The 20,077-nt window shown below is 62.4% G+C and carries 22 protein-coding genes, 1 tRNA gene and 1 pseudogene; 14 read left to right on the plus strand and 10 right to left on the minus strand.

The genetic code is table 11. The features are described from left to right. Positions 1-3: 3 nt before the first annotated feature. The 3 genes from ACTXGA_RS04305 to ACTXGA_RS04315 are packed head-to-tail and all read right to left on the minus strand — an operon-like array spanning position 4 to position 4,621. A complete protein-coding gene (locus ACTXGA_RS04305) occupies positions 4-1,647 on the minus strand; it encodes an alkaline phosphatase family protein (RefSeq protein WP_443391897.1) in 1,644 nt (547 codons plus the stop codon). A 57-nt stretch (positions 1,648-1,704) separates the two neighbouring features. Further along, a complete protein-coding gene (locus ACTXGA_RS04310) occupies positions 1,705-2,736 on the minus strand; it encodes a TAXI family TRAP transporter solute-binding subunit (protein ID WP_443391898.1) in 1,032 nt (343 codons plus the stop codon). 22 nt (positions 2,737-2,758) lie between these two features. Beyond that, positions 2,759-4,621 (minus strand): TRAP transporter permease, encoded by a 1,863-nt coding sequence (locus ACTXGA_RS04315; RefSeq protein ID WP_443391899.1) that lies wholly within the window; start codon positions 4,619-4,621, stop codon positions 2,759-2,761. 135 nt (positions 4,622-4,756) lie between these two features. Here ACTXGA_RS04315 and ACTXGA_RS04320 point away from each other — a divergent pair, with 135 nt between their 5' ends. Next, positions 4,757-5,530, plus strand: a complete 774-nt coding sequence (locus ACTXGA_RS04320; RefSeq protein ID WP_443391900.1) for a helix-turn-helix domain-containing protein — start codon at positions 4,757-4,759, stop codon at positions 5,528-5,530. A gap of 136 nt (positions 5,531-5,666) precedes the next feature. Here the strand turns inward: ACTXGA_RS04320 and ACTXGA_RS04325 are convergent. After that, positions 5,667-5,849, minus strand: a pseudogene (locus ACTXGA_RS04325) (transposase); the annotation flags it as partial. Between the two features lie 46 nt (positions 5,850-5,895). Between ACTXGA_RS04325 and ACTXGA_RS04330 the strand changes: the two are divergent. After that, a complete protein-coding gene (locus tag ACTXGA_RS04330; protein ID WP_443391901.1) occupies positions 5,896-6,354 on the plus strand; it encodes a hypothetical protein in 459 nt (152 codons plus the stop codon). Between the two features lie 458 nt (positions 6,355-6,812). Here ACTXGA_RS04330 and ACTXGA_RS04335 read toward each other — a convergent pair. Then, positions 6,813-6,902 (minus strand) — tRNA-Ser (locus tag ACTXGA_RS04335). A gap of 195 nt (positions 6,903-7,097) precedes the next feature. On the opposite strand from ACTXGA_RS04335, the gene ACTXGA_RS04340 reads away from it, so the two are divergent. From ACTXGA_RS04340 to ACTXGA_RS04375, 8 genes are all read left to right on the plus strand, one after another. After that, complete coding sequence (locus ACTXGA_RS04340) at positions 7,098-7,952, plus strand: DUF2059 domain-containing protein (RefSeq protein WP_443391902.1); 855 nt, start codon at positions 7,098-7,100, stop codon at positions 7,950-7,952. A gap of 211 nt (positions 7,953-8,163) precedes the next feature. Next, on the plus strand, positions 8,164-8,865 hold the full coding sequence (locus ACTXGA_RS04345; RefSeq protein ID WP_443391903.1) for a 50S ribosomal protein L21: 702 nt from the start codon (positions 8,164-8,166) through the stop codon (positions 8,863-8,865). A gap of 6 nt (positions 8,866-8,871) precedes the next feature. Continuing rightward, positions 8,872-9,141 (plus strand): 50S ribosomal protein L27, encoded by a 270-nt coding sequence (gene rpmA / locus ACTXGA_RS04350; RefSeq protein ID WP_443391904.1) that lies wholly within the window; start codon positions 8,872-8,874, stop codon positions 9,139-9,141. A gap of 159 nt (positions 9,142-9,300) precedes the next feature. After that, positions 9,301-9,840, plus strand: a complete 540-nt coding sequence (locus ACTXGA_RS04355; protein WP_443391905.1) for a GNAT family N-acetyltransferase — start codon at positions 9,301-9,303, stop codon at positions 9,838-9,840. A gap of 3 nt (positions 9,841-9,843) precedes the next feature. Next, positions 9,844-10,392 (plus strand): GNAT family N-acetyltransferase, encoded by a 549-nt coding sequence (locus tag ACTXGA_RS04360; protein ID WP_443391906.1) that lies wholly within the window; start codon positions 9,844-9,846, stop codon positions 10,390-10,392. 33 nt (positions 10,393-10,425) lie between these two features. Then, on the plus strand, positions 10,426-11,466 hold the full coding sequence (gene obgE / locus ACTXGA_RS04365) for a GTPase ObgE (RefSeq protein ID WP_443391907.1): 1,041 nt from the start codon (positions 10,426-10,428) through the stop codon (positions 11,464-11,466). 17 nt (positions 11,467-11,483) lie between these two features. Beyond that, positions 11,484-12,584, plus strand: a complete 1,101-nt coding sequence (gene proB, locus ACTXGA_RS04370) for a glutamate 5-kinase (protein WP_443392032.1) — start codon at positions 11,484-11,486, stop codon at positions 12,582-12,584. 72 nt (positions 12,585-12,656) lie between these two features. Next, positions 12,657-13,922: a glutamate-5-semialdehyde dehydrogenase gene (locus tag ACTXGA_RS04375; RefSeq protein WP_443391908.1), complete on the plus strand. Its 1,266-nt coding sequence runs from the start codon at positions 12,657-12,659 to the stop codon at positions 13,920-13,922. Positions 13,923-13,953: 31 nt separating this feature from the next. Here ACTXGA_RS04375 and ACTXGA_RS04380 read toward each other — a convergent pair whose 3' ends face one another. Next, complete coding sequence (locus ACTXGA_RS04380) at positions 13,954-14,559, minus strand: histidine phosphotransferase family protein (RefSeq protein WP_443391909.1); 606 nt, start codon at positions 14,557-14,559, stop codon at positions 13,954-13,956. A gap of 27 nt (positions 14,560-14,586) precedes the next feature. On the opposite strand from ACTXGA_RS04380, the gene ACTXGA_RS04385 reads away from it, so the two are divergent. The 3 genes from ACTXGA_RS04385 to olsA all read left to right on the plus strand — a co-directional run bounded on the left by ACTXGA_RS04385 (position 14,587) and on the right by olsA (position 16,511). After that, the gene (locus ACTXGA_RS04385) at positions 14,587-14,769 is read left to right on the plus strand and encodes a DUF3553 domain-containing protein (RefSeq protein ID WP_443391910.1); all 183 of its coding nucleotides are present in this window, start codon (positions 14,587-14,589) and stop codon (positions 14,767-14,769) included. Positions 14,770-14,872: 103 nt separating this feature from the next. Continuing rightward, entirely contained in the window at positions 14,873-15,646 is a 774-nt protein-coding gene (gene olsB / locus ACTXGA_RS04390; RefSeq protein ID WP_443391911.1) for an L-ornithine N(alpha)-acyltransferase, read from the plus strand. 7 nt (positions 15,647-15,653) lie between these two features. Beyond that, positions 15,654-16,511: a lyso-ornithine lipid O-acyltransferase gene (olsA, locus tag ACTXGA_RS04395; protein WP_443391912.1), complete on the plus strand. Its 858-nt coding sequence runs from the start codon at positions 15,654-15,656 to the stop codon at positions 16,509-16,511. Positions 16,512-16,515: 4 nt separating this feature from the next. Here olsA and ACTXGA_RS04400 read toward each other — a convergent pair whose 3' ends face one another. After that, on the minus strand, positions 16,516-17,142 hold the full coding sequence (locus ACTXGA_RS04400) for a thiamine phosphate synthase (protein WP_443391913.1): 627 nt from the start codon (positions 17,140-17,142) through the stop codon (positions 16,516-16,518). A 135-nt stretch (positions 17,143-17,277) separates the two neighbouring features. On the opposite strand from ACTXGA_RS04400, the gene ACTXGA_RS04405 reads away from it, so the two are divergent. Beyond that, positions 17,278-18,024, plus strand: a complete 747-nt coding sequence (locus ACTXGA_RS04405; protein WP_443391914.1) for an RNA methyltransferase — start codon at positions 17,278-17,280, stop codon at positions 18,022-18,024. A 75-nt stretch (positions 18,025-18,099) separates the two neighbouring features. Here ACTXGA_RS04405 and ACTXGA_RS04410 read toward each other — a convergent pair whose 3' ends face one another. The 3 genes from ACTXGA_RS04410 to ACTXGA_RS04420 all read right to left on the minus strand — a co-directional run bounded on the left by ACTXGA_RS04410 (position 18,100) and on the right by ACTXGA_RS04420 (position 19,948). Then, positions 18,100-18,459 carry an SH3 domain-containing protein gene (locus ACTXGA_RS04410; protein ID WP_443391915.1) on the minus strand — a complete coding sequence of 120 codons (360 nt, stop codon included), beginning with the start codon at positions 18,457-18,459 and terminating at the stop codon, positions 18,100-18,102. Between the two features lie 254 nt (positions 18,460-18,713). Then, positions 18,714-19,070, minus strand: coding sequence for an SH3 domain-containing protein (locus ACTXGA_RS04415; RefSeq protein WP_443391916.1), 357 nt, complete (start codon positions 19,068-19,070; stop codon positions 18,714-18,716). 521 nt (positions 19,071-19,591) lie between these two features. Further along, on the minus strand, positions 19,592-19,948 hold the full coding sequence (locus ACTXGA_RS04420; protein WP_443391917.1) for an SH3 domain-containing protein: 357 nt from the start codon (positions 19,946-19,948) through the stop codon (positions 19,592-19,594). Positions 19,949-20,077 lie beyond the last annotated feature (129 nt).

Here is a 20,077-nt window from a genome sequence, read left to right on the forward strand (position 1 = left end):
GGGTCAGGAGGCCTTGTCGGATTTCGTGTCGCAGCCGGTTTCGGTCCCGAGAACCTCGCGCAGCTCGGCCTCGTTGCGATAGCCGATCAGGATTCCCACCTTGGCCTCCCCCAGGCTGGGATCGCGTGAGGCGATCCAGGCATCCGACCGGGTGGTGCGCTGCGATGTACGGCGCGCCCAGGCAAAGTGCAGCTTTTCCATGCGGGCGCAGTCTGCCGCATGCGCCGGATTGCTGCCGAGGTCGGTCAATTCGTCAGGGTCGTTTTGCAGGTCGAAGAGCATCGGTCGAAACCCTTCGGCGAAGATATATTTCCAGCGACCATCAAACAGCATCGTCAGTTTGGCGTCCTTGACATCGACACCCAGGCGTCGCCGGACGTCGCGCATGGAATAGTCGTATTCCGAGACCGCGACGTCGCGCAGGCGGTCGGTCTGCCCGTGCAGCAGCGGCGTCAGCGAATGCCCTTCGATGATATGCGGCACCGCCTCGCCGCCGAAATAGTCGAGGATCGTCGGAACGACGTCGATGGCCTCGACCAGCGCGGAAGATGTCAGCCCGCGGGTGGCATCAGCCTCTTCGCGCGGGTCGACCACGATCAACGGGATACGGGCCGAGGCGTCGTGGAACAGTTCCTTCTCGCCCATCCAGTGATCGCCAAGGTAATCGCCGTGGTCGGAGGTGAAGACGATCATCGTCTCCTCGGTCAGACCCTGCGCATCAAGAAACGCCATTAACCGCCCCATCTGGTCGTCGATCTGCTTGATCAGCCCCATGTAGGCGGTCAGCACGCGGGTACGGGTGCCATCGTCGCAGAAGGCGCGGCTGACACGTTCCTCCATGAAGGCGCCGTAAACGGGATGGGGGTTTTCGCGCTCCGCCTCGCTGCGCACCGGGTCGAGATGCGTTTCGGGGCCATACATGTCGTGATAGGGCGCGGGCACGATATAGGGCCAGTGCGGCTTGATGTAGCTCAGGTGCAGGCACCAGGGCGTATCTCCCGCCTCGCGGATGAAATCCATTGCGCGGGTGGTGATATAGGGGGTCTCGCTTTCCTCGTCGGCGGCGCGCGCGGGTTTGTCGGCGTTGTCCATGAACCAGCCGCTGAGTATGTTGCCGTCCGCGTCCTCGGCGCTGTTGGCAACCGTGTTCCAGGGGTTCTCGTCCGGCCAGCCGCGTTTCTTCATGAACTGGTCATAGGCTGTGTTGCGCGGATAGCGTGGGCCGTCGGGGTGCAACCCGTCCTCGCGCTCGAAGGGTTCGAAGCCGCACTCCGCCACCCGCACGCCGATCTCGCTGTCCGGCGCGAGACCGAGGCGCTTCATGCCCTCGACATCGGCGGTCATGTGGGTCTTGCCGCAAAGGGCCGTGCGCACGCCCAGGGGGCGCAGATGGTCGCCCAGCGTCATCTCTCCCACTTTGAGCGGAATGCCGTTCCAGGTGGACCCATGAGAGGCGACGTAGCGCCCGGTGTAGAAGGACATCCGCGACGGGCCACAGATCGGCGATTGCACATAGGCACGGTCGAACAGCACCCCGCGTGCCGCAAGGGCGTCGATGTTCGGCGTATGCAGATGCGGATGCCCGGTGCAGGACAGGTAGTCCCAGCGCAGCTGATCGCACATGATGAAAAGAACGTTCTTGGTCATGATCGGGGCCTGCCTGATAGTCGGACCGGGGCGCTGCCGCCCCGGCCATTTGCCTGTTTACCCGCGTGCGACGTCGGGGATCGTGACGCCAAGCTCTTCGAGCGCGCGCAACGCACCGGGGTGCAGCGGCATGTTGAGGTCCGCCACCGCGCCCTCTGGCGTGATGGCCTTGAGCCAGGGTGCGCTGTCGCGCATTTCTGCCACGCCTTCGAAGAAGGTCTTGGTCATGTTGTAGATCATCGCTTCGTCGGCGGTCTCGCTCGTGACGATGCCGACGGTGACACGCAGGGTGGTGGTGTCCTCGTCGTTGACCTGGTTGTCGCCGTAGACCCCCGCCGGCAGCGTGCCGAGGCCGAACCCGGGACGGTTGGCCAGCGCCTTGACCGCGTCGGTTTCCAGCTGATCTGCCGGAATCCCAAGAAAGCGGATCGGGTTGGTCACCGCGATCTGGGTCAGCACCGGGCTGGGCGCGTTGGTCGGGTTGCAGTAGATGTCGAGGTTGCCGTCCTGGAACGATGCGGCGGCGGCATCCCATCCAAGTTTCACCGCCTCGTAGTCGGTGCCCGCCTTCAGGCCGGTGACCGCCTCGAACAGGCGCTCCATGGTTGCATAGGCCGCACCGCCCGGAGGGCCGAGGAAGACCCGTTTGCCCTTGGCCTGATCCAGCGAGGTGATGCCCGACGAGTCGTAGACCGCAATGTGATAGACGCCCATCGGGAAGTTCAGCACGGTGCGCAGCTTCTTGGACAGTTCCGGCGCCTGGTCCATCTTTTCGAACATGGCACGCTGGTTCGCCATCAGCGCGTGCAGCGCCGGCGAGGACATGCAGAAAGCGGTCTTGCCCATCGCCACTTCCAGCACGTGGCGGGTGGCAGCGCCTGTGGCGTTGATCTGAATCTCGTACTCCGGCAGCTCGCGGTTGATGATGTTGGCGAAGGTGGTCATCACCAGGTTCGGGCTGGTGCCCGGGCCCAGCGTCGACATGCGCAGCAGTTCCTTGGCAAAGGCGGCGCGGGGCAGCATGGCCAGCGTCGTTGCGGCGACGGTGCCGGCCAACAGGCTCCGACGATTGAGGGTGGTTGTCTTCATGATTGTGTTCTCCTCATTGCGATCATGAAATCTGGTTCTTGACGTTCAGTTCCAGCCGGTCGACGTACATCAGCGCAACTGCGGCAGCGGCGGCGATCCAGGCGACCAACGGTCCGAAGAAGATCAGCGCAACGGCCAATCCCAGCCCCACCGGCACCATGTAGACCTTGCCGCGGCGCGGATAGCAGGCCCGCGAGATCAGGATCGTGGCGAGCAGGACAAACAGGATTGCCTGCGCCGACTCCGCCAGCGGGAACCCTGTCCCCAGCAGCAGCGCGGGCTGGTAGATGAAGGCAAACGGGATCACGAAGCCCGGCAGTGCCAGCCGCGAGGCTTCAAGGGCCGTACCCATGGGGCTGGAGCCCGCGATGGGGGCAGCCGCAAAGGCAGCCAGCGCAACCGGCGGGGTGATCGCCGACAAGACGCCGAAATAGAGCACGAACATGTGCGTGTGGACGATCGGCACGCCGAGTTTCTGCAGCGACGGGCCCATCACCAGCACGATGATCAGGTAGGCCGGCACGGTCGGCATACCCATGCCGAGCAGCAGGCAAGCGACGGCCATCAGGATCAGCGAGATGATCAGCTGGTCCTCGGCAAGGCTCGACAGCAGCGAGGCGAAGCGCAGCCCCACGCCGGTCAGGTTCAGCACGCCGATGACGATCCCCACGGCGCCGACGATGACCACAAGCTGGGCCGAGATCAGGCCGGCGGAGCGGATGAATTTTATCCAGGCGGCCCAGTTGAACAGCAGGTCGGGACGCACGGCAAAGCCCAGCACAGCGGCCAGGACGACGCCGACAAATCCGGCATATGCGGGCGACGAGCCGCCGACCATGGTTACCACGATGCCCCCGAGTGCGAGGACAAAAATCCCCATCTGCACAAGCTCACGCCAGTTGAAAGAGATGTTGGGCCGCGGCTCTTTTGCCAGGTCCATGTTGCGCGCGGCGCTGGAAATCGCGACGAAAAGACCTCCGTAGTAGAGCAGCGCAGGCACCGCCGCGGCAGCACAGATCGTCAGATACGGCACGCTGGTAACATCGGCCATGATGAAGGCCACGGCACCCATGATCGGCGGCGTGATCTGGCCACCGCTGGAGGCCGCCGATTCCACCGCCGCCGCGAACCGGGCCGAGAACCCGCGCTTCTTGATCAATGGTATCGTGATGACGCCAGTGCCCACGACGTTTGCCACCGCAGAGCCCGAAATTGTCCCGAACAGGCCGCTGGCCACCGTGGCCGCAGCGGCGGGGCCGGAGCGCATCCGCCCGGTGGCGGCCATGGCAAGCCGGACCAGCACGAGGTCGATGGCCAGAAGTTCAAGCAGCGCGCCAAAGACAATGAAGATCAGGATGGTCGAGACCACCGTCGCCATGGGGCGTCCGAAGACACCGTCGAAGGAATACCACAGCACGGTCATCAACTCTTCGGTCGAGATCCCGGCATGCCTCAGAAAGCCCGGTGCCAAATGGCCGAAGGCGCCGTAGGCCAGCAACACACCGGCAACCACCGCCATCACCAGGCCGACCGAGCGACGGGTCAGTTCGATCACCGCGAAGAGCCCAAGAAACCCCATCCAGATGTCGGTTGACGTCAGGAAATAGAGCCCGGTTTCAATCTCTTCGGCGGCTCGGAAGTACTGGTAGACGCTTAGCGACAATGCGATGGCGATCACCGCCAGAAGCCCACGGTCCAAGAGCGTGCCGGAGCGGCCAATCGCGGACAGGATGATCAGCAGACCGCCCACCAGCAACATGCCGACCCGCAGGTAGGAATCGGAGAACACCCCGAATACCGACACGTAGAACACAACCCCGAGGACCACGAGCGACAACCCGGTCACGGCGTGATCCAGATAGGAAATTTTCCTGAATTCCGACACGGTATCCTCCCAGATGCGACGCCCGTCGGTCGGCTCTTGCTTCGCGATTCTTCGCGTGGCGGGCTTGCGGCAGAGCCTACCGCACTACTGGTTTTCTGGCGAATTTGCGTTACACTAGGTGAAACGGAGTGCGTATTGAAACTGAACCGGTCCATAGAGCGCGGACTGACCGTGCTCGAGGTCATCCATACCTCGGGCGCCAGTTCGCTTGCGTTTCTGGCAAAGCAAACCGGCCTGTCCAAACCGACGCTTTTGCGGATCTGTGCTACATTGGAACAGCGTCGTTGGCTGACCCGCAGAAGCAGTGACGGATGTTTTCAGCTTGGCTCCGCATTCCCGCAAGCCGGGGGCATGCCGGATGTGGTCGACAGGCTCGTGGCCGTCAGCAAGAGCGAGATCGTCCTGCTCTCCGAGGAGACTGGACTGGGCGTCGATCTTGCCGCCGCGATCGGAGGGGGCCGGACGGAGATCGTCGATACAACCCGAATGTTCAAGAAGCATGGGGTCTACCCGGATTCGGTCGGGTTTCGTCCCTCGCCGATCCTTTCGGCGCTTGGGGCCGCGTACCTCTCGGCCCTCACGGACGCCGGCCGAGCCGAAGCATTGAAAGAATTGGTAGGACGACTTCCGCGGGAAGACGCTGCGGCCTTGCCACAACTGCCGATTACCCTGAAATCGATCTCGAAAAAGGGCTATGCCACCCGGGCCCACGGGCATTGGGGTCGGGCGGTGGATTATGGCGAGCTTCCAGCGGCCATTGCGGTTCCGATCCTGGCTGGCGCAGAAGTGGTCGGCGCAATCAACCTAGTCTGGAATGCCGGCGATCAAACGGCCGAGGCAGTCGCGAAAAACCACCTTTCACGCCTTCAGGAGACCGCGAAAACCATCGGGCAGAGATACGCCGTCTGACCTGCCCCCCCGCTGGTGCTCTGCCCCCTGAAATCTGGATCATCTGAAGCCGGAGTTTTCGGCTAATCTTTCTTGGCTGGTAGAGGAGCGGAAACACATGAAGGCATCGAGGTTTACGGAGGCGCAGAAGGCCTTCATCCGGAACCCGGTCGCTCAGAACGAGACGGCAAAACCGACGATACGCCAGGTTCCGATGCACCTCGTCGCATAGCCGCCGTTCCGACCGGATGCCGAAGCAATAGCCGACCAGGAGCATGCGGATCAGCAATTCGGGGTCGACGGATGGACGGCCCGTGTGGCTGTAGAAATCTGCCAGATATGCGGATGCGGCGACACCCAAAGCCGACCATGCCGCACGGCGGTTGGTGGCCCTGAGCGGCGATTGGAAACAGGTCTTAAAGGCAACCGCGCATGAGACCGTATTCAACGGGTTGGTTTCGCAAATCGTATCGGTCGGTTCGAGAGGCAAAGGCACCGACGCAGAGGCGGCCGACTTTGCCTTTGGCTTTGTGGACGCGATGCATCCCCAAGACGCCGCAGAGGCGCTATTGCTATCTCAGATGGCCGTCACCCACCAAGCCGTGATGATGATGGCTCGGAAGCTGAACCACGTCGAAACCATCCCGCAACAGGATTCCGCCGAACGCGCGATGAACAAAGCCGCGCGCACCTTCTCTGCACAGATGGAAACGCTCAAGCGCTACCGTGCGAAAGCGCAAAAGGTGGTGCGCGTGGAGCGCGTGACAGTGAACGAAGGCGGGCAAGCGATTGTCGGTGCCGTCGAAACCGGTGGAGGGGGGTGGTGCAGAAGCCTGACGGAATGACTGACGGGACCGGCGTGGGATGCCAAATTCCCGCATCCACAAATTGGAGCGCCGGGGGTGGGGCCGTTCAAAAAGGTGACGGCAACCCCATGCAAAGCGCACACGACGCCCCCCGGTGCAGCGCCAAGTCAAAGCGAACCGGCCTTGCCTGCCGCGCCCCTGCCGTTCGTGGCTGGTCTGTCTGCCGGATGCATGGCGCAGGCGGTGGCGCTCGAACCGGGCAAGCGAACCCGAACTGGAAACACGGCGGGCGCAGCGGCGAAGTAATCATGCTGCGCAAACTGGTGAATGCTCTGAGCCAGGATGCTCGCGAACTAGCCAATGCGATGGGTAAGGACTAACCGCCATATTTCAGCGAATTCCGGGGCAGTGCTTGTCAAGGTGGGGGATTTCGCGGGGGACGCGATTGCGCTCTAGTCAGTTTTTTTCATAAATTTCAGATGTTTGCATCAAAAAAGTGGCGGAGAGACAGGGATTCGAACCCTGGGTCCCCGTGAAGGGACAACGGTTTTCGAGACCGCCCCGTTCGACCACTCCGGCACCTCTCCGCGGGGGTCTGGGTGAGGGGCCGTTTAGACAATTCCAAACCCCTGCGCAACAGCGAAACGACAGAATTTTGGCCCGTCTGTCATTTGCCGTTCCGGCAAGACCGGGGCAAGCGCCGGTTCGCTTGTCTTTCCTGCTGGTGGTTGTTGCAGTCGCCGACGTGCTCTACCTGTAAGCCATCAATGCGAGAGGACGTCATGGACTTGTCTTACCCGAACCGCCTGAGCCTCTGGGCTCATCGCCTGTTGCTGGTGCTTGCGGTTGCATTGGCGACCGGAACCAGCGCCGCACCGCTGCGGGCGGAACCCGTGGATGATCTGCTGGAGGCGTTGCAGATCGAAGAAATGCTGGAGATCATGCGGGTCGAGGGAATGGCCTATGGCGAGGAACTGGCCGAGGATCTGATCCCCGGCGGTCACAGTCCGCGCTGGGAAGGCCTGTTGGCGCAGATCTATGACCCGGAAAAGATGCACACGGTCATGCGCGGCAGCTTTGCCGAAATCATTGCGGAAAGCGATCCCGCGCCGCTCATCGCCTTTTTCTCCTCCGACCTTGGCAAAAAGGTGATCCAGCTCGAGCTGTCAGCGCGTCGTGCAATGATAGACGACGCCGTGGAAGAAGCCGCGCGCCAGACCTATCGCGATCTCAAGGGCACAGATGATGCTCGTTTCAAGCAGATCGATCGCTTCATCGAGGTCAATGACCTGTTGGAGGCCAATGTCACAGGTGCGCTGAACGCGTCGTTCCGGTTCTATTCGGGGCTCGTGGAAGGGGGCGGCCTTGGCATGAGCGAGGCGGAGATCCTGCAGGATGTCTGGTCCCAGGAACAGGAGACCCGTGACGACACACAAGAGTGGATCTACGGCTTTCTGCTGCTGGCCTATGAACCGCTGACCGACGAGGAACTGGATGCGTATATTGCCCTGTCGGAGACGTCGCAGGGCAGGGCGCTGAACCGGGCGCTGTTTGCCGGATTCAACGATATGTATGACGAGGTTTCCTTTGCGCTGGGGCTTGCGGCGGCCCAGATGATGCAGCAGCAGGAACTCTGATCGCGCGGCCTTTGCCATCCGTCAACAAAGGCTTGACAACAGGCCTGCCGGACGGTCATAAGCCGCGCACGTGAAAGACGGGGCCTCGGTCCCGCCTTTTTGTTTTTAGTCAACGATCGTCCCGACAGGGGCGCGCTGTCCGAAGGCGGGGCTTGACCCCGGCAACGCCGCAAGGGGCCGCAGGACGCGGGAAAAGCAAAGGAAGACACGCATGTTCGCGGTACTCAAGACCGGCGGCAAGCAGTACAAGGTTCAGTCGGGCGATACGCTCCGGGTTGAAAAGCTGGCCGCAGATGCGGGTGAAACCGTACAGTTCAACGAAGTCCTGATGCTGGGCGGTGACACCACCGTGATCGGCGCACCCACCGTCGCAGGCGCGGCCGTGCAGGCCGAGGTGATCGACCAGGTCAAGGGCGACAAGCTGATCCATTTCGTCAAGCGTCGCCGTAAGCACAGCTCGCAGCGGACCAAGGGCCACCGCCAGAAGCTGACCCTGATTCGCGTGACCGAGATCCTGTCCGAAGGCGCAGACGCATCCGGCGTCAAGGCTGCCGTCGGTGCCGGGTCCGTGTCGGCCGCCGCTGTCGCGGCAGCCGCACCGGCAGCCAAGCCTGCCCCGAAGGCGGCAAAGAAGCCTGCCGCAGCCCCGGCCGCAGAAGCCGAAGGCGTCAAGCCCGACAACCTTCTGACCGAAGCCCGCGGTGGCAAGCCGGATGATCTGAAAAAGATCTCGGGCGTTGGTCCGAAGCTCGAAGGCCTGCTGCACGAAAACGGCGTCTTCCACTTTGACCAGATCGCTGCTTGGGATGCCGCAGAGATTGCCTATATGGATGACAAGCTGTCGTTCAAAGGCCGCATCGAGCGCGACAACTGGATCGAACAGGCGAAAACCTTCGCCGCAGAACAGGAGTAACACCCCATGGCACACAAAAAAGCTGGCGGTTCCTCCCGCAACGGACGCGACTCTGCCGGACGCCGCCTTGGCGTCAAACTCTACGGTGGTCAGGCCGCGATCCCCGGCAACATCATCGTGCGTCAGCGCGGCACCAAGTTCTGGCCGGGCGAAGGCGTGGGCATGGGCAAGGATCACACCATCTTCGCAACCGTCGATGGCGCTGTTCAGTTCCACAAGGGCCTGAAGGGTCGTACCTTCATTTCGGTCCTGCCAGTAGCCGAGGCCGCAGAGTAACGCCGAAGGACTTGTTTTGAAAACGGACAGGGGGATCGGCAGGACAGCCGGTCCCCCTTGCCTTTGAAAGGTCCCGGATCGGCCACATGCCAGTCATAAGACCGCACATACCTTGCGGATGCCATGCCTGATCCGGCCATGCACAGGAGGAGCGTGCAGATGGGCCTTGTAAGCACGGTTGGTCAACCGACCGTCTCAATGGAACGTTTCGATTTGCGTCCCGTGCGTCATTCCGACGTCGGGCTGATGAACCTCTATGCAGGCGACGAAAGAGTGGCACGTATGACGGCCACCATTCCGCATCCCTTGCCGCCGGGCGTGTGCGAGGCCTACATCGACCGCGTGACCGCTTCGCAGCGGACCGAAGACGTCTGGGCCATGGATGCCACCAAGGTCGGTGGCACCGAGCTGATGGGCCTGATCTCGCTGACCCGGATGGACCGGAACCAATCCGAGGTCAGCTATTGGGTTGCGCCCGCGTTCTGGAACACCGGCCTTGCCTCCGAGGCCGTGCGTGCTCTGGTCGAGGCCAACCCGATGAGCAACGCGACGATGTTCGCCTCGGTCTTTCAGGACAACCCGGCCTCTGCGCGGGTGCTGGTCAACAGCGGGTTTGAATACATCGGCGATGCCGAGGCCTTCTGCCTTGCCCGCAACGCCAAGGTCCCGACCTGGACCTACATTCGAACGCTGGCCTGAGCCGTGATCACCACGGAGCGGCTGGTCCTGCGGCCGATGTTGCCGGAGGACGCCGACTGGATCGCGCGTGAGATTGCAAACCCGAATGTCCAGCGTTGGCTGACCTCGCCGCCGCATCCTTACCGGCTGGAGGACGCACAGGAATTCGTTGCAAAGTTCAGTGCCCGGGCCGGTTTCCGGACGATAGAGCACGCGGGTGACCCGCTAGGGGTGATTTCGATCGAGGAGGCGGCCCGGTTTTCGCCGGATCGTCCATCGTTGCCGGAACTGGGCTATTGGTTGCGCGAAACCGCCTGGGGCCGGGGCTATGCGACCGAAGCTGCCAGTGCACTTCTGGACTGGCATGACAGGTCGACCGGCGGTGATGTCCATAGTGGATACATCTCCGGAAATCGCGCGTCCGCGTCGGTGCTTCGCAAACTGGGGTTCTCGCCGCTTGAAACCATCCGTCGCCGGGCGCATTTTGAGGGCGGTGACGTTACCATCCACCGCGTGGTGCGCCAGCCCGGCGCCGATGCACATTGTCTTTCCTCTGCGCCCAATCCTCTGTAGACCCCGGCTCACCGTTACCAGAAAGCCTGTCCCATGAAATTTCTCGATCTCTGCAAGGTCTACATCCGCTCCGGCGCGGGCGGGAACGGCTGTATCAGCTTCCGCCGCGAAAAGTTCATCGAATTCGGTGGGCCGAACGGAGGCGACGGCGGCAATGGCGGCTCTGTCTGGGCCGAAGCCGTGGACGGGCTGAACACGCTGATCGACTTCCGGTATCAACAGCACTGGTTCGCGCAGAACGGCGAAGCGGGAAAAGGGTCGAACAGGACCGGGGCGACCGGAGAGGATATCATTCTCCGTGTTCCGGTCGGCACCGAGATCCTTGAAGAAGACGAAGATACGGTGATCGCGGATCTGACCGAGCTGGGCGACCGCGTGCTGCTGGCCAAGGGCGGCAACGGCGGCTGGGGCAACGCACAGTTCAAGACCTCTACCAACCAGGCACCGCGCCGCGCCAATTCCGGCCAGGAAGGCGTGGAACGCACCCTTTGGCTGCGGCTCAAGCTGATCGCCGATGTGGGGCTTGTCGGGCTGCCGAACGCGGGCAAGAGCACATTCTTGTCGGTGACTTCCAACGCCCGCCCAAAGATCGCCGATTATCCGTTTACCACGCTGCACCCGAACCTTGGCGTTGTCTCTGTCGACAATACCGAATTCGTGGTGGCCGACATTCCCGGCCTGATCGAAGGCGCGCATGAGGGCAAGGGTCTTGGCGACATCTTCTTGGGCCATGTGGAACGCAGCGCGGTCCTCTTGCACCTGATCGACGGCACCTCGGGCAGCCTGATCGAGGATTTCCAGACGATCTGCAACGAACTCGATGCCTATGGCGCGGGACTGGCCGACAAACCGCGCGTTACGGTTCTGAACAAGATCGACGCCCTCGACGCAGAGGAACGCGTCTTTCTAAAAGAGGAACTTGAGGCCGCCGGCGCGGAGAACGTGATGCTGATGTCCGGTGCCAGCAAGGAAGGCGTGACAGAGGTCCTGCGCGCCCTGCGGCCGCATGTAGAGGCGCGGCGTAAACAGGACCGACCCGCGCCCGTGCAGGAGGACGACCCGTGGGAGCCCTGACAGAGGCGCGACGGGACATCCTGACCACGGCGCGGCGCGTGGTGGTCAAGATAGGCTCGGCGCTCCTGGTGGACCGGCAGTCCGGAGATCTGCGCACCGAATGGCTGGCCGCCATCGCGCAGGACATCAAGGCGCTGAAATCGCGCGGCGCGGATGTGGTCCTGGTATCCTCGGGCTCCATCGCGCTGGGGCGCGGCATCCTGCATTTGCCTCCGGCCGATCTGCCTTTGGAACAGTCGCAGGCCGCCGCCGCTGTCGGCCAGATCCGCCTTGCCCGCGCGTGGGAAGAGGCGCTGGCGCCGCATGACCTGACCACTGCGCAGGTTCTGGTGACGCTCGAAGACAGCGCCGACCGCCGCCGCTATCTGAACTCACGCGCCACCCTTGAAACCTTGCTGGGCTTTGGGGCAGTGCCGATCGTCAATGAGAATGACACGGTCGCCACCGACGAAATCCGCTATGGGGACAATGATCGCCTCGCCGCACAGGTGGCCGTGACCGTCGGGGCGGACCTGCTGGTCCTCTTGTCGGATGTGGACGGTCTGTACACCGGCAACCCCAACAACGACCCAACGGCCCAGCGCCTTGAGGTCATCGGTGACATCACCCCAGAGATTGAGGCGATGGCCGGCGATGCCGGATCGGGCCTTTCGAAGGGTGGGATGAAGACAAAGGTCATGGCGGCAAAGACGGCAACCGCATCCGGCTGCGCGATGCTGATCGGCCACGGGGCAGAACTGCACCCGCTGCAACATTTGATCGACGGCGCGCCCTCGACCCTCTTCACTCCGCATCTGGACCCGCATGCCGCCCGCAAACGCTGGATCGCGGCGATGAAATCGCAGGGCACGCTCTGGCTGGACGATGGCGCGGCGCGAGCTTTGGCGGCTGGAAAATCGCTGCTGCCGGCCGGGTTGAGGACCGTCGAAGGGGATTTCGGGCGCGGCGATCCGGTGACCATCCGCGCGCCCGGCGGGCAGACGCTGGGGCAGGGGCTGACGCGCTACACGGCCCAAGAGGCGCGCGCCATCGCGGGACACCACAGCCGCGATATCGAGGCTATTCTGGGCTATCCGGGACGCGCCGTGTTGATCCACCGCGACGACATGGCGGTGTGACCTGCGGCTTTGACGCTAGGACTTCTTCTCTTTAGAAATACGCAAATCCGACGCTTGACAGAGGGTTGATCCATGAAAGATCTCGATAACATCCCCGCCCTGATGCAGGACATTGGCGAACAGGCCCGCGCGGCTGCCGCCGAACTGGCTTTTGCCCCAGCGTCGAAGAAACGGCAGGCGTTGGAGGCAGCCGCCGATGCGGTCTGGGAGCGGCGCGCCCTGATCATCGAGGCCAATGCGAAGGACCTTGATTTCGGCCGTGAAAAGGGAATCAGCAAGGCGATGATGGACCGCCTGATGCTGGACGAGGCGCGGATCGAGGGTATCTGCACCTCGCTGCGGTCTGTCGCGGCGCAGGACGATCCTGTGGGTGCCGTCATGGCCGAATGGGATCGCCCCACCGGCCTGCATATCCAGCGCGTGCGGACACCGCTAGGCGTGGTTGGCGTAATCTACGAATCCCGGCCCAATGTGACCGCAGACGCGGGCGCGCTGTGCCTCAAGGCCGGCAATGCGGTGATCCTGCGCGGCGGGTCGGAAAGCTTTCACTCCTCCGGTGCGATCCATGCCTGCCTTGTCGAAGGATTGCGCGCGGCGGGTCTGCCCACTGCGGCGATCCAGCTTGTGCCGACGCGGGACCGGGCGGCAGTCAGCGAAATGCTGACCATGACCGATTACATCGATGTCATCGTGCCGCGCGGCGGCAAGGGGCTGGTCGGTCTGGTGCAGCGCGAGGCGCGCGTGCCGGTCTTTGCCCATCTCGAAGGCATCGTGCACATTTACATCGACAAGGAGGCCGACCCGGTCAAATCGCTGGCCGTGGTGCGCAACGCAAAGACCCGGCGCACCGGTATTTGTGGCGCGGCGGAGTGCCTTCTGATCCACAAGGACGTGGCGGAGACCATCGGGCAAGGTGTGATCCGCAACCTGATCGAGGCTGGGGTCGAGGTGCGTGCGGGCGCGCAACTGCAGACCATTCCGGGCACCGTGCCGGCGACAGCAGAGGATTGGGGTCACGAATATCTTGACAGTATCATCGCCGCGCGCGTGGTCGAGGATATCGACGATGCCATCGCCCATATCCGCAAATACGGCTCCAACCACACGGATTGCATCCTGACCGAAGATGATGCGGCGGCTGCACGGTTTTTTGAACGGCTGGATTCAGCGATCTTGATGCGCAATGCCTCGACGCAATTCGCCGATGGCGGGGAGTTCGGCATGGGCGCGGAAATCGGGATTGCCACCGGCAAGATGCATGCCCGTGGGCCGGTGGGGGCGGAACAGCTGACAAGCTTCAAATATATCGTGACCGGCGACGGGACGGTGCGCGCCTGAGCGCATCGTTTTCCGTCAATCCGTCACGACGTCAGGCGATCTTGATGGTGATGGTTTCATCCCGCAGCGTGGTCATCAGTTTTTGACCGCGTGCCTCTGCGAGGATGGGCAGCATGGCGAAATGCACCCTGTCGGCGGCTGGGTCGTCCAGCGGCACGCTGCCATTCAGGTGATCCCACAGTGGGCGATCCACGCTCAGCCGCGGCCCCTGTGCAGTGATCGACCACCCCGCCGCATCGCGTTCGAAACGCACGATACCGCCGTGCGGCAGCGCAGATTCGCAGCAGAGATAGGCAAGGAAGGCCAGTTGAACCTCGGGTCGCGGCAGGTCTTCGGTCGGGGTCCAGTCGAACCTGGTCTTGCCGCCCTTGCCAAGCCCTGACAGGGTGGACAGGACATCGCGTTGCCCCATCATCTGCTGGGACCCGGCACTGCCAAAGGCGACGCGAAAGAACCGGATGCGGGCAGAGGCGCTTTCGCAACTGTCCTGGATCAGTTCCATTTCCGGGCTGGTGTCGCCGGGATTGGACAGCGCGATCAACTCCAGCCCGTTCTGGATCGCGCCGATCGGACTGATCAGGTCGTGGCACAGGCGGGACCCGACGAGTGAAGCGAGTTTGGCGCTGGACTGGGACATGGAATAGCTCCGTCAGGGAGGACAAGGATGAACGATCTCAACTCTTTACTCGAACCCGGTATGCTGGTTCAGCACCCCGATCAACCCGATTGGGGAACCGGGCAGGTGCAGTCCAACATTGGCGGGCGCATAACCGTCAACTTTCGCGAACAGGGCAAGGTGGTTCTGGACGGTTCCAGGGTCACGCTTGTCCCCGTTTATGATGGTTAACGTATTCGGTCATAGGTTGATGTTTGGTTAACCCCGCACCCATTCCAATGGCAAGAGTTGCACTCGACTATGGCCTTGCCTATGAGCACATGACGTTAGGCGAATGGCGACAGGAGCGACCGCATTGAAGGAGGCCTTCTCGGTCCGACTGGCAGGCAGCGACGCCGAGATCGCGGCGGCACAGCGCCTGCGGTACGAGGTTTTTGTCGAGGAATTGGGTGGTGATGGCGCGCTGGTCGACCACGATGCGCGCCTCGAACGGGATGCGTTCGACCCCTTCTTTGACCACCTGCTTGTTTGTGACGATGCGCGCGACGGCGCCGTGGTTGGCGTCTACCGTCTGTTGCGCGACGATCAGGCCATCGCGGCGGGTCAGTTCTACTCCGAAGATGAATATGACCTGACGCCGCTGAAGACCAGCGGCCGCAAGCTGCTGGAGCTGGGGCGGTCCTGCCTCCACCGTGACTATCGCGGCGGGGCGGCGATGTTCCATCTGTGGCAGGGATTGGCGGACTATGTCCTGCGGTACGAGATCGAAGTGCTGTTCGGCGTTGCCAGCTTCCACGGAACCGACGTAGCCAAACTGGCGGAACCCCTGTCGCTGTTGCATCACCGGCATCTTGCGCCGCCGGATCTGCGGGTGTGCGCGCGCGAGTTTCAGCCGATGGACCTGCTTCCCGAGGATCAAATCAACCGCCGCAAGGCCATGCTGCAGGTACCCGCGCTGATCAAGGCCTATCTGCGCTTGGGCGGATTCGTGGGCGAGGGGGCTTTTATCGATCATGCCTTCAACACCACGGATGTCTGCCTTGTCATGGACACCGCGCGGATGAACGAACGCCAGCGCGCGCTCTATACGCAGGACCGGGCGTCGTGAGGCGCGCATGAGCCAAACGTGGCGAGATGCCGACCCGCCTGACTATCCGCCGATTTCCACGGCGGGCTGGTTGCGGATCGCGTGGCGTGCGCCGTTCATGACCCTTGTCATCTTTGGCTGTCTTGCGTTGTTGCTGCTGATCAGGACGCTCGAAAGGCCGTTCTTTGGCCTGCGCCGACCCGTCACGCCCTACATCACGCAATTCGTATGCCGCAGCGTGCTGCTCATCATGGGCCTACCGGTTGAGGTGCGCGGACGCCGGATGAAAGAGGCGGGAGCCATTGTCGCCAACCACACGTCCTGGCTTGATATTTTTGTGCTGAACAGTCGCAAGACGATCTATTTCGTCTCCAAGGCAGAGGTTTCTGCATGGCCAGGAATTGGCTGGTTGGCGCGGGCAACCGGCACGGTCTTTATCCGCCGCGACCGCCGCGAGGCGCAGGGACAAATGCGGATTTTCGAGGAACGCCTCTCCGCCGGGCATCGTCTGCTCTTTTTCCCGGAGGGCACGTCGACCGACGGCCTTAGGGTTCTGCCCTTCAAGACTACCCTGTTCGAGGCGTTCTTTTCAGATGAACTGCGGCACCGGATGCGGGTGCAGCCGGTCAGCGTGGTCTACCATGCGCCCGAAGGGGCTTCACCACGTTTCTATGGCTGGTGGGGCGATATGGATTTCGGCCCGTCCTTGTTGCGGATCCTTGCGCAAAGACGGCAGGGGCGTGTGGTCATGACCTATCACCCGCCGGTGCGGGTCGATGATTATGCCAACCGTAAGAGCCTTGCCCGCGTTCTGGAGGAACGCGTGCGGGAGGGGCATGGCGCCGAACTGGGTCCGGTCGATCCCGCGCTGCTGCACGGGAATTAGGGGGTCAGGGGGCCATCGCTGCGACAAGGGACTTGAGCGCGGCGGCGGAATCCTCCTCGCGCCAGATTTCCTCACCGATGGCGAAGAAATCCGACACCGGGGTCAGCGTGCGGATCAGATCCGCCGTCAGCCCGCCTTCGGCCACCACGGGCAATTCAATCATCTCCGACCACCAGGCAAAGAGTTCGGGCTCCGCCAGTTCGCCGTCCCCCAACGCGCCGGAAACCGGACCGAAGGAAATGTAATCCGCGCCAGCCTCGCCCGCGTTGATGCCGTCATGACGGGACTGCTGACACCATGCGCCGACGATGGCGTCCGCGCCCAGCGTTTTGCGTGCCGCCCGGACGGACCGCGATCCGTCCAGCAAATGCACGCCGTCCAGTCCCAGCCGGTCCGCCAGAACCACATGGGTGTCGATCACCAGCGCAACGTCCATGCGGTGCGCCACCTCGCGGATGGCATCGGCGGCCCGTGTCAGCCGGTCCTCGTCGCGGGTGGCAAGGCTGAGCCGCAGGCAGGCCACCTCGACCGTGTCCATGACGCGCGCCAGCCGGTCGGGAAATGACCCAAGGTCAAATTCCGGCGGGGTCACAAGGTAGATCTGCGGGGCGTCCTGGTCTTGGGTCGTCATGGTCTTGGCTCCTGGTCCGGTGGCCCTCTTAGCGCGGGTCGAGGATCAATGCACGGCGCTTTTTCACAACGGGCGCAAGGCTTGTCCTTCTGCGCTGCAGCCGCTAGGGCAACGCCGATCGACAGGGAGTGACAGATGGCGACGGGCAACCCCCAACCGGCCATGGTGCTGGTGCGGCCCCAGATGGGCGAGAATATCGGCGCGGCGGCACGGGCGATGTGGAATTTCGGGCTGGACCGGATGCGGATCGTGGATCCCCGCGACGGCTGGCCGAACCAGAAAGCCGTCGCCATGTCCAGCGGCGCGGGCCGTTTGCTGGACGAGGCCCTGCTGTCGCCCGACGTACCGGGCGCGCTGTCGGACTGCACCTTTGTCCTTGCCACCACGGCGCGGTCCCGCGACCTGACCAAGACGGTCTACACGCCCGAATCCGCCATGCAGGAGATGGCCACCCGAATCGCACGGGGTGAAAAGACGGCCGTGCTGTTCGGTCCCGAACGTGCGGGACTGGAAAATGAGGACATCGCCTACGCCAACGGCATCATCTCTGTTCCGGTCAATCCGCAGTTCGCCTCGCTGAACCTAGCGCAATGTGTGCTGCTGTGTTCCTACGAATGGCGGCGGGCGACGGAAAACGCGCCTGCTGTTGTCGAGGCGATGGCTGGCACCGATCTGGCCGAGCATCACGAGGTCGAACATTTGGCGCGGCACTATGAAGAGCGAATGGAAGAAGCCGGGTTCTTCTTTCCCGAGCACAAGGCCGAAAGCATGAAGATCAACCTGCGCAACATGTGGTCACGCCTGCCGCTGACGCGGGCCGAGGTGCAGATGCTGCACGGCATGATGCGGCAGATGGTGCGCTGGAAAAACAAAACGGACTGACCCGGGAGGGAGATCAGTCCGCCTTTTGACAGGCCGGAGAAGAGGGAACCCTCTCCGTCCTGGATCGTTTGGCGATCAGTAGTTGTTGCCGCCGTAGGTGTTCTTCTTCGGCGGGGTGTAGGTGTTCTTGGGCTTGTAGGTCGGCGCCGGCTTGTAGACCGGCTTCGGCGGGGTCCATGTGCACTGGTAGTTCTGAATGTAATCGCCGTGCACCCAGTAGTAGGTGTTCTGGTGCAGAACCTGCACCCAACCGTACTGCGTGTCATAGGTCTGCAGCGCTGTGCAGGGCGTGAACGTGCCGACCACCGGATAGTTCTGGCCCGGACCGGTGCGGTAGTTCAGGTGGTTGTTGCCGACCCATGCCTGACCTGCGACGGCGGCGGTGCCTGCAAGGGTTGCGGCGGCAGTGATGGCGGAAATGATAAAGGTTTTCATGGTGCAGTTCCTTTGGGTCTTTGAACTTAGAGAATGGGCTGTGTTGACACTCTGTGCCTAAAACCTACGCCTGCGAAGCTTTTTTCTTAAGTCTGGCATTCCTGACCTCCGCATAACCGTGCCTGCCGGGCGGTTTCCTTTTGCCGTAACCCTCTCCACCCCGGACACAAAAAAGCGGACTGACCATGTGGGTCAGTCCGCGAGTGGGCCGGGCCGGCCAGGGAGGAGGAAACCGGCGCCGGGTCTTGGGGGGATCAGTAGTTGTAGTTCCAGGTCTGGTTGTGGTGCTTTTTGGGCGCCCACTTCTTCTTGATGACCTTCTTCTTCGGGACCCAGTTGCAGGCATGGCCCTGCACGTAGTCGGCCTTCACCCAGTAGTAGTTGTGCTTGAAGTAGACCTTGTACCAGGTCGGGTTTCCGTAATGGTCGGTGGTGAACTTCACGATGTGGACCGGGGTGCAGGGGTTGAACACGCCCAGCTTGTGGTACTCGACACCGGGGCCCGAGCGGGCGTTCAGGTGGTTGTTGCCGATCCAGGCTTGGGTGGCCGAAGCGGCCGAGGCGGTCATTGCGGTTGCGGCGACGATTGCGGCGAGAACGATCTTTTTCATGGGTCAGTTCCTTTGGGTTAATGTCTTGGTCTGTGTCTGGTCTGAGGCAGCTTGTTAACTTGTGACCTCAATCTAAACCGAACTGTTCAGTTTCGGCAGTCTGGCATTCATTACTGAGGTATTCCTGACCCTGGTAGGGTAGATTCTTCATTCAACCCACTGAAATTATTGATTAAGACATGAATTCCAATTCTGCGAACTTGCTGTTGAAAGAGTGTTTGGCTGGGAGGCAACCGACTGGATAACCGGGAAATCCCGCAGGTCTGCGCCCCTTTGATGTGGTCCAGCCGCTTGCCGCCGGCTGGAAAACTCATCGCTTCGCCGGATTCCGCGAGTTGTTGCAGCGGCTGGTCTCGATGATCAGTACTTTTGCAGAGTGGCGGGGTGGGACCCGTAAAGCCGAGGGGGATCGATACCCTTTCCACCCCGGACACAAAAAAGCGGACTGACCGTGTGGGTCAGTCCGCGAGTGGGCCGGGCCGGCCAGGGAGGAGGAAACCGGCGCCGGGTCTTGGGAGGGATCAGTAGTCGTAGTTCCAGGTCTGGTTGTGGTGCTTTTTGGGCGCCCACTTCTTCTTGATGATCTTCTTCTTCGGGACCCAGTTGCAGGCGTGGCCCTGCACGTAGTCGGCCTTCACCCAGTAGTAGTTGTGCTTAAAGTAGACCTTGTACCAGGTCGGGTTGCCATAATGGTCGGTGGTGAACTTCACGATGTGGACCGGGGTGCAGGGGTTGAACACGCCCAGCTTGTGGTACTCGACACCGGGGCCCGAGCGGGCGTTCAGGTGGTTGTTGCCGATCCAGGCTTGGGTGGCCGAAGCGGCCGAGGCGGTCATTGCGGTTGCGGCGACGATTGCGGCGAGAACGATCTTTTTCATGGGTCAGTTCCTTTGGTTTAATGTCTTGGTCTGTGTCTGGTCTGAGGCAGCTTGTTAACTTGTGACCTCAATCTAAACCGAACCGTTCAGTTTCGGCAGTCCGGCATTCATTACTGAGGTATTCCTGAC

The sequence above is a fragment of the Antarctobacter jejuensis genome (assembly GCF_052266595.1).
GTDB lineage: Bacteria > Pseudomonadota > Alphaproteobacteria > Rhodobacterales > Rhodobacteraceae > Antarctobacter > Antarctobacter jejuensis.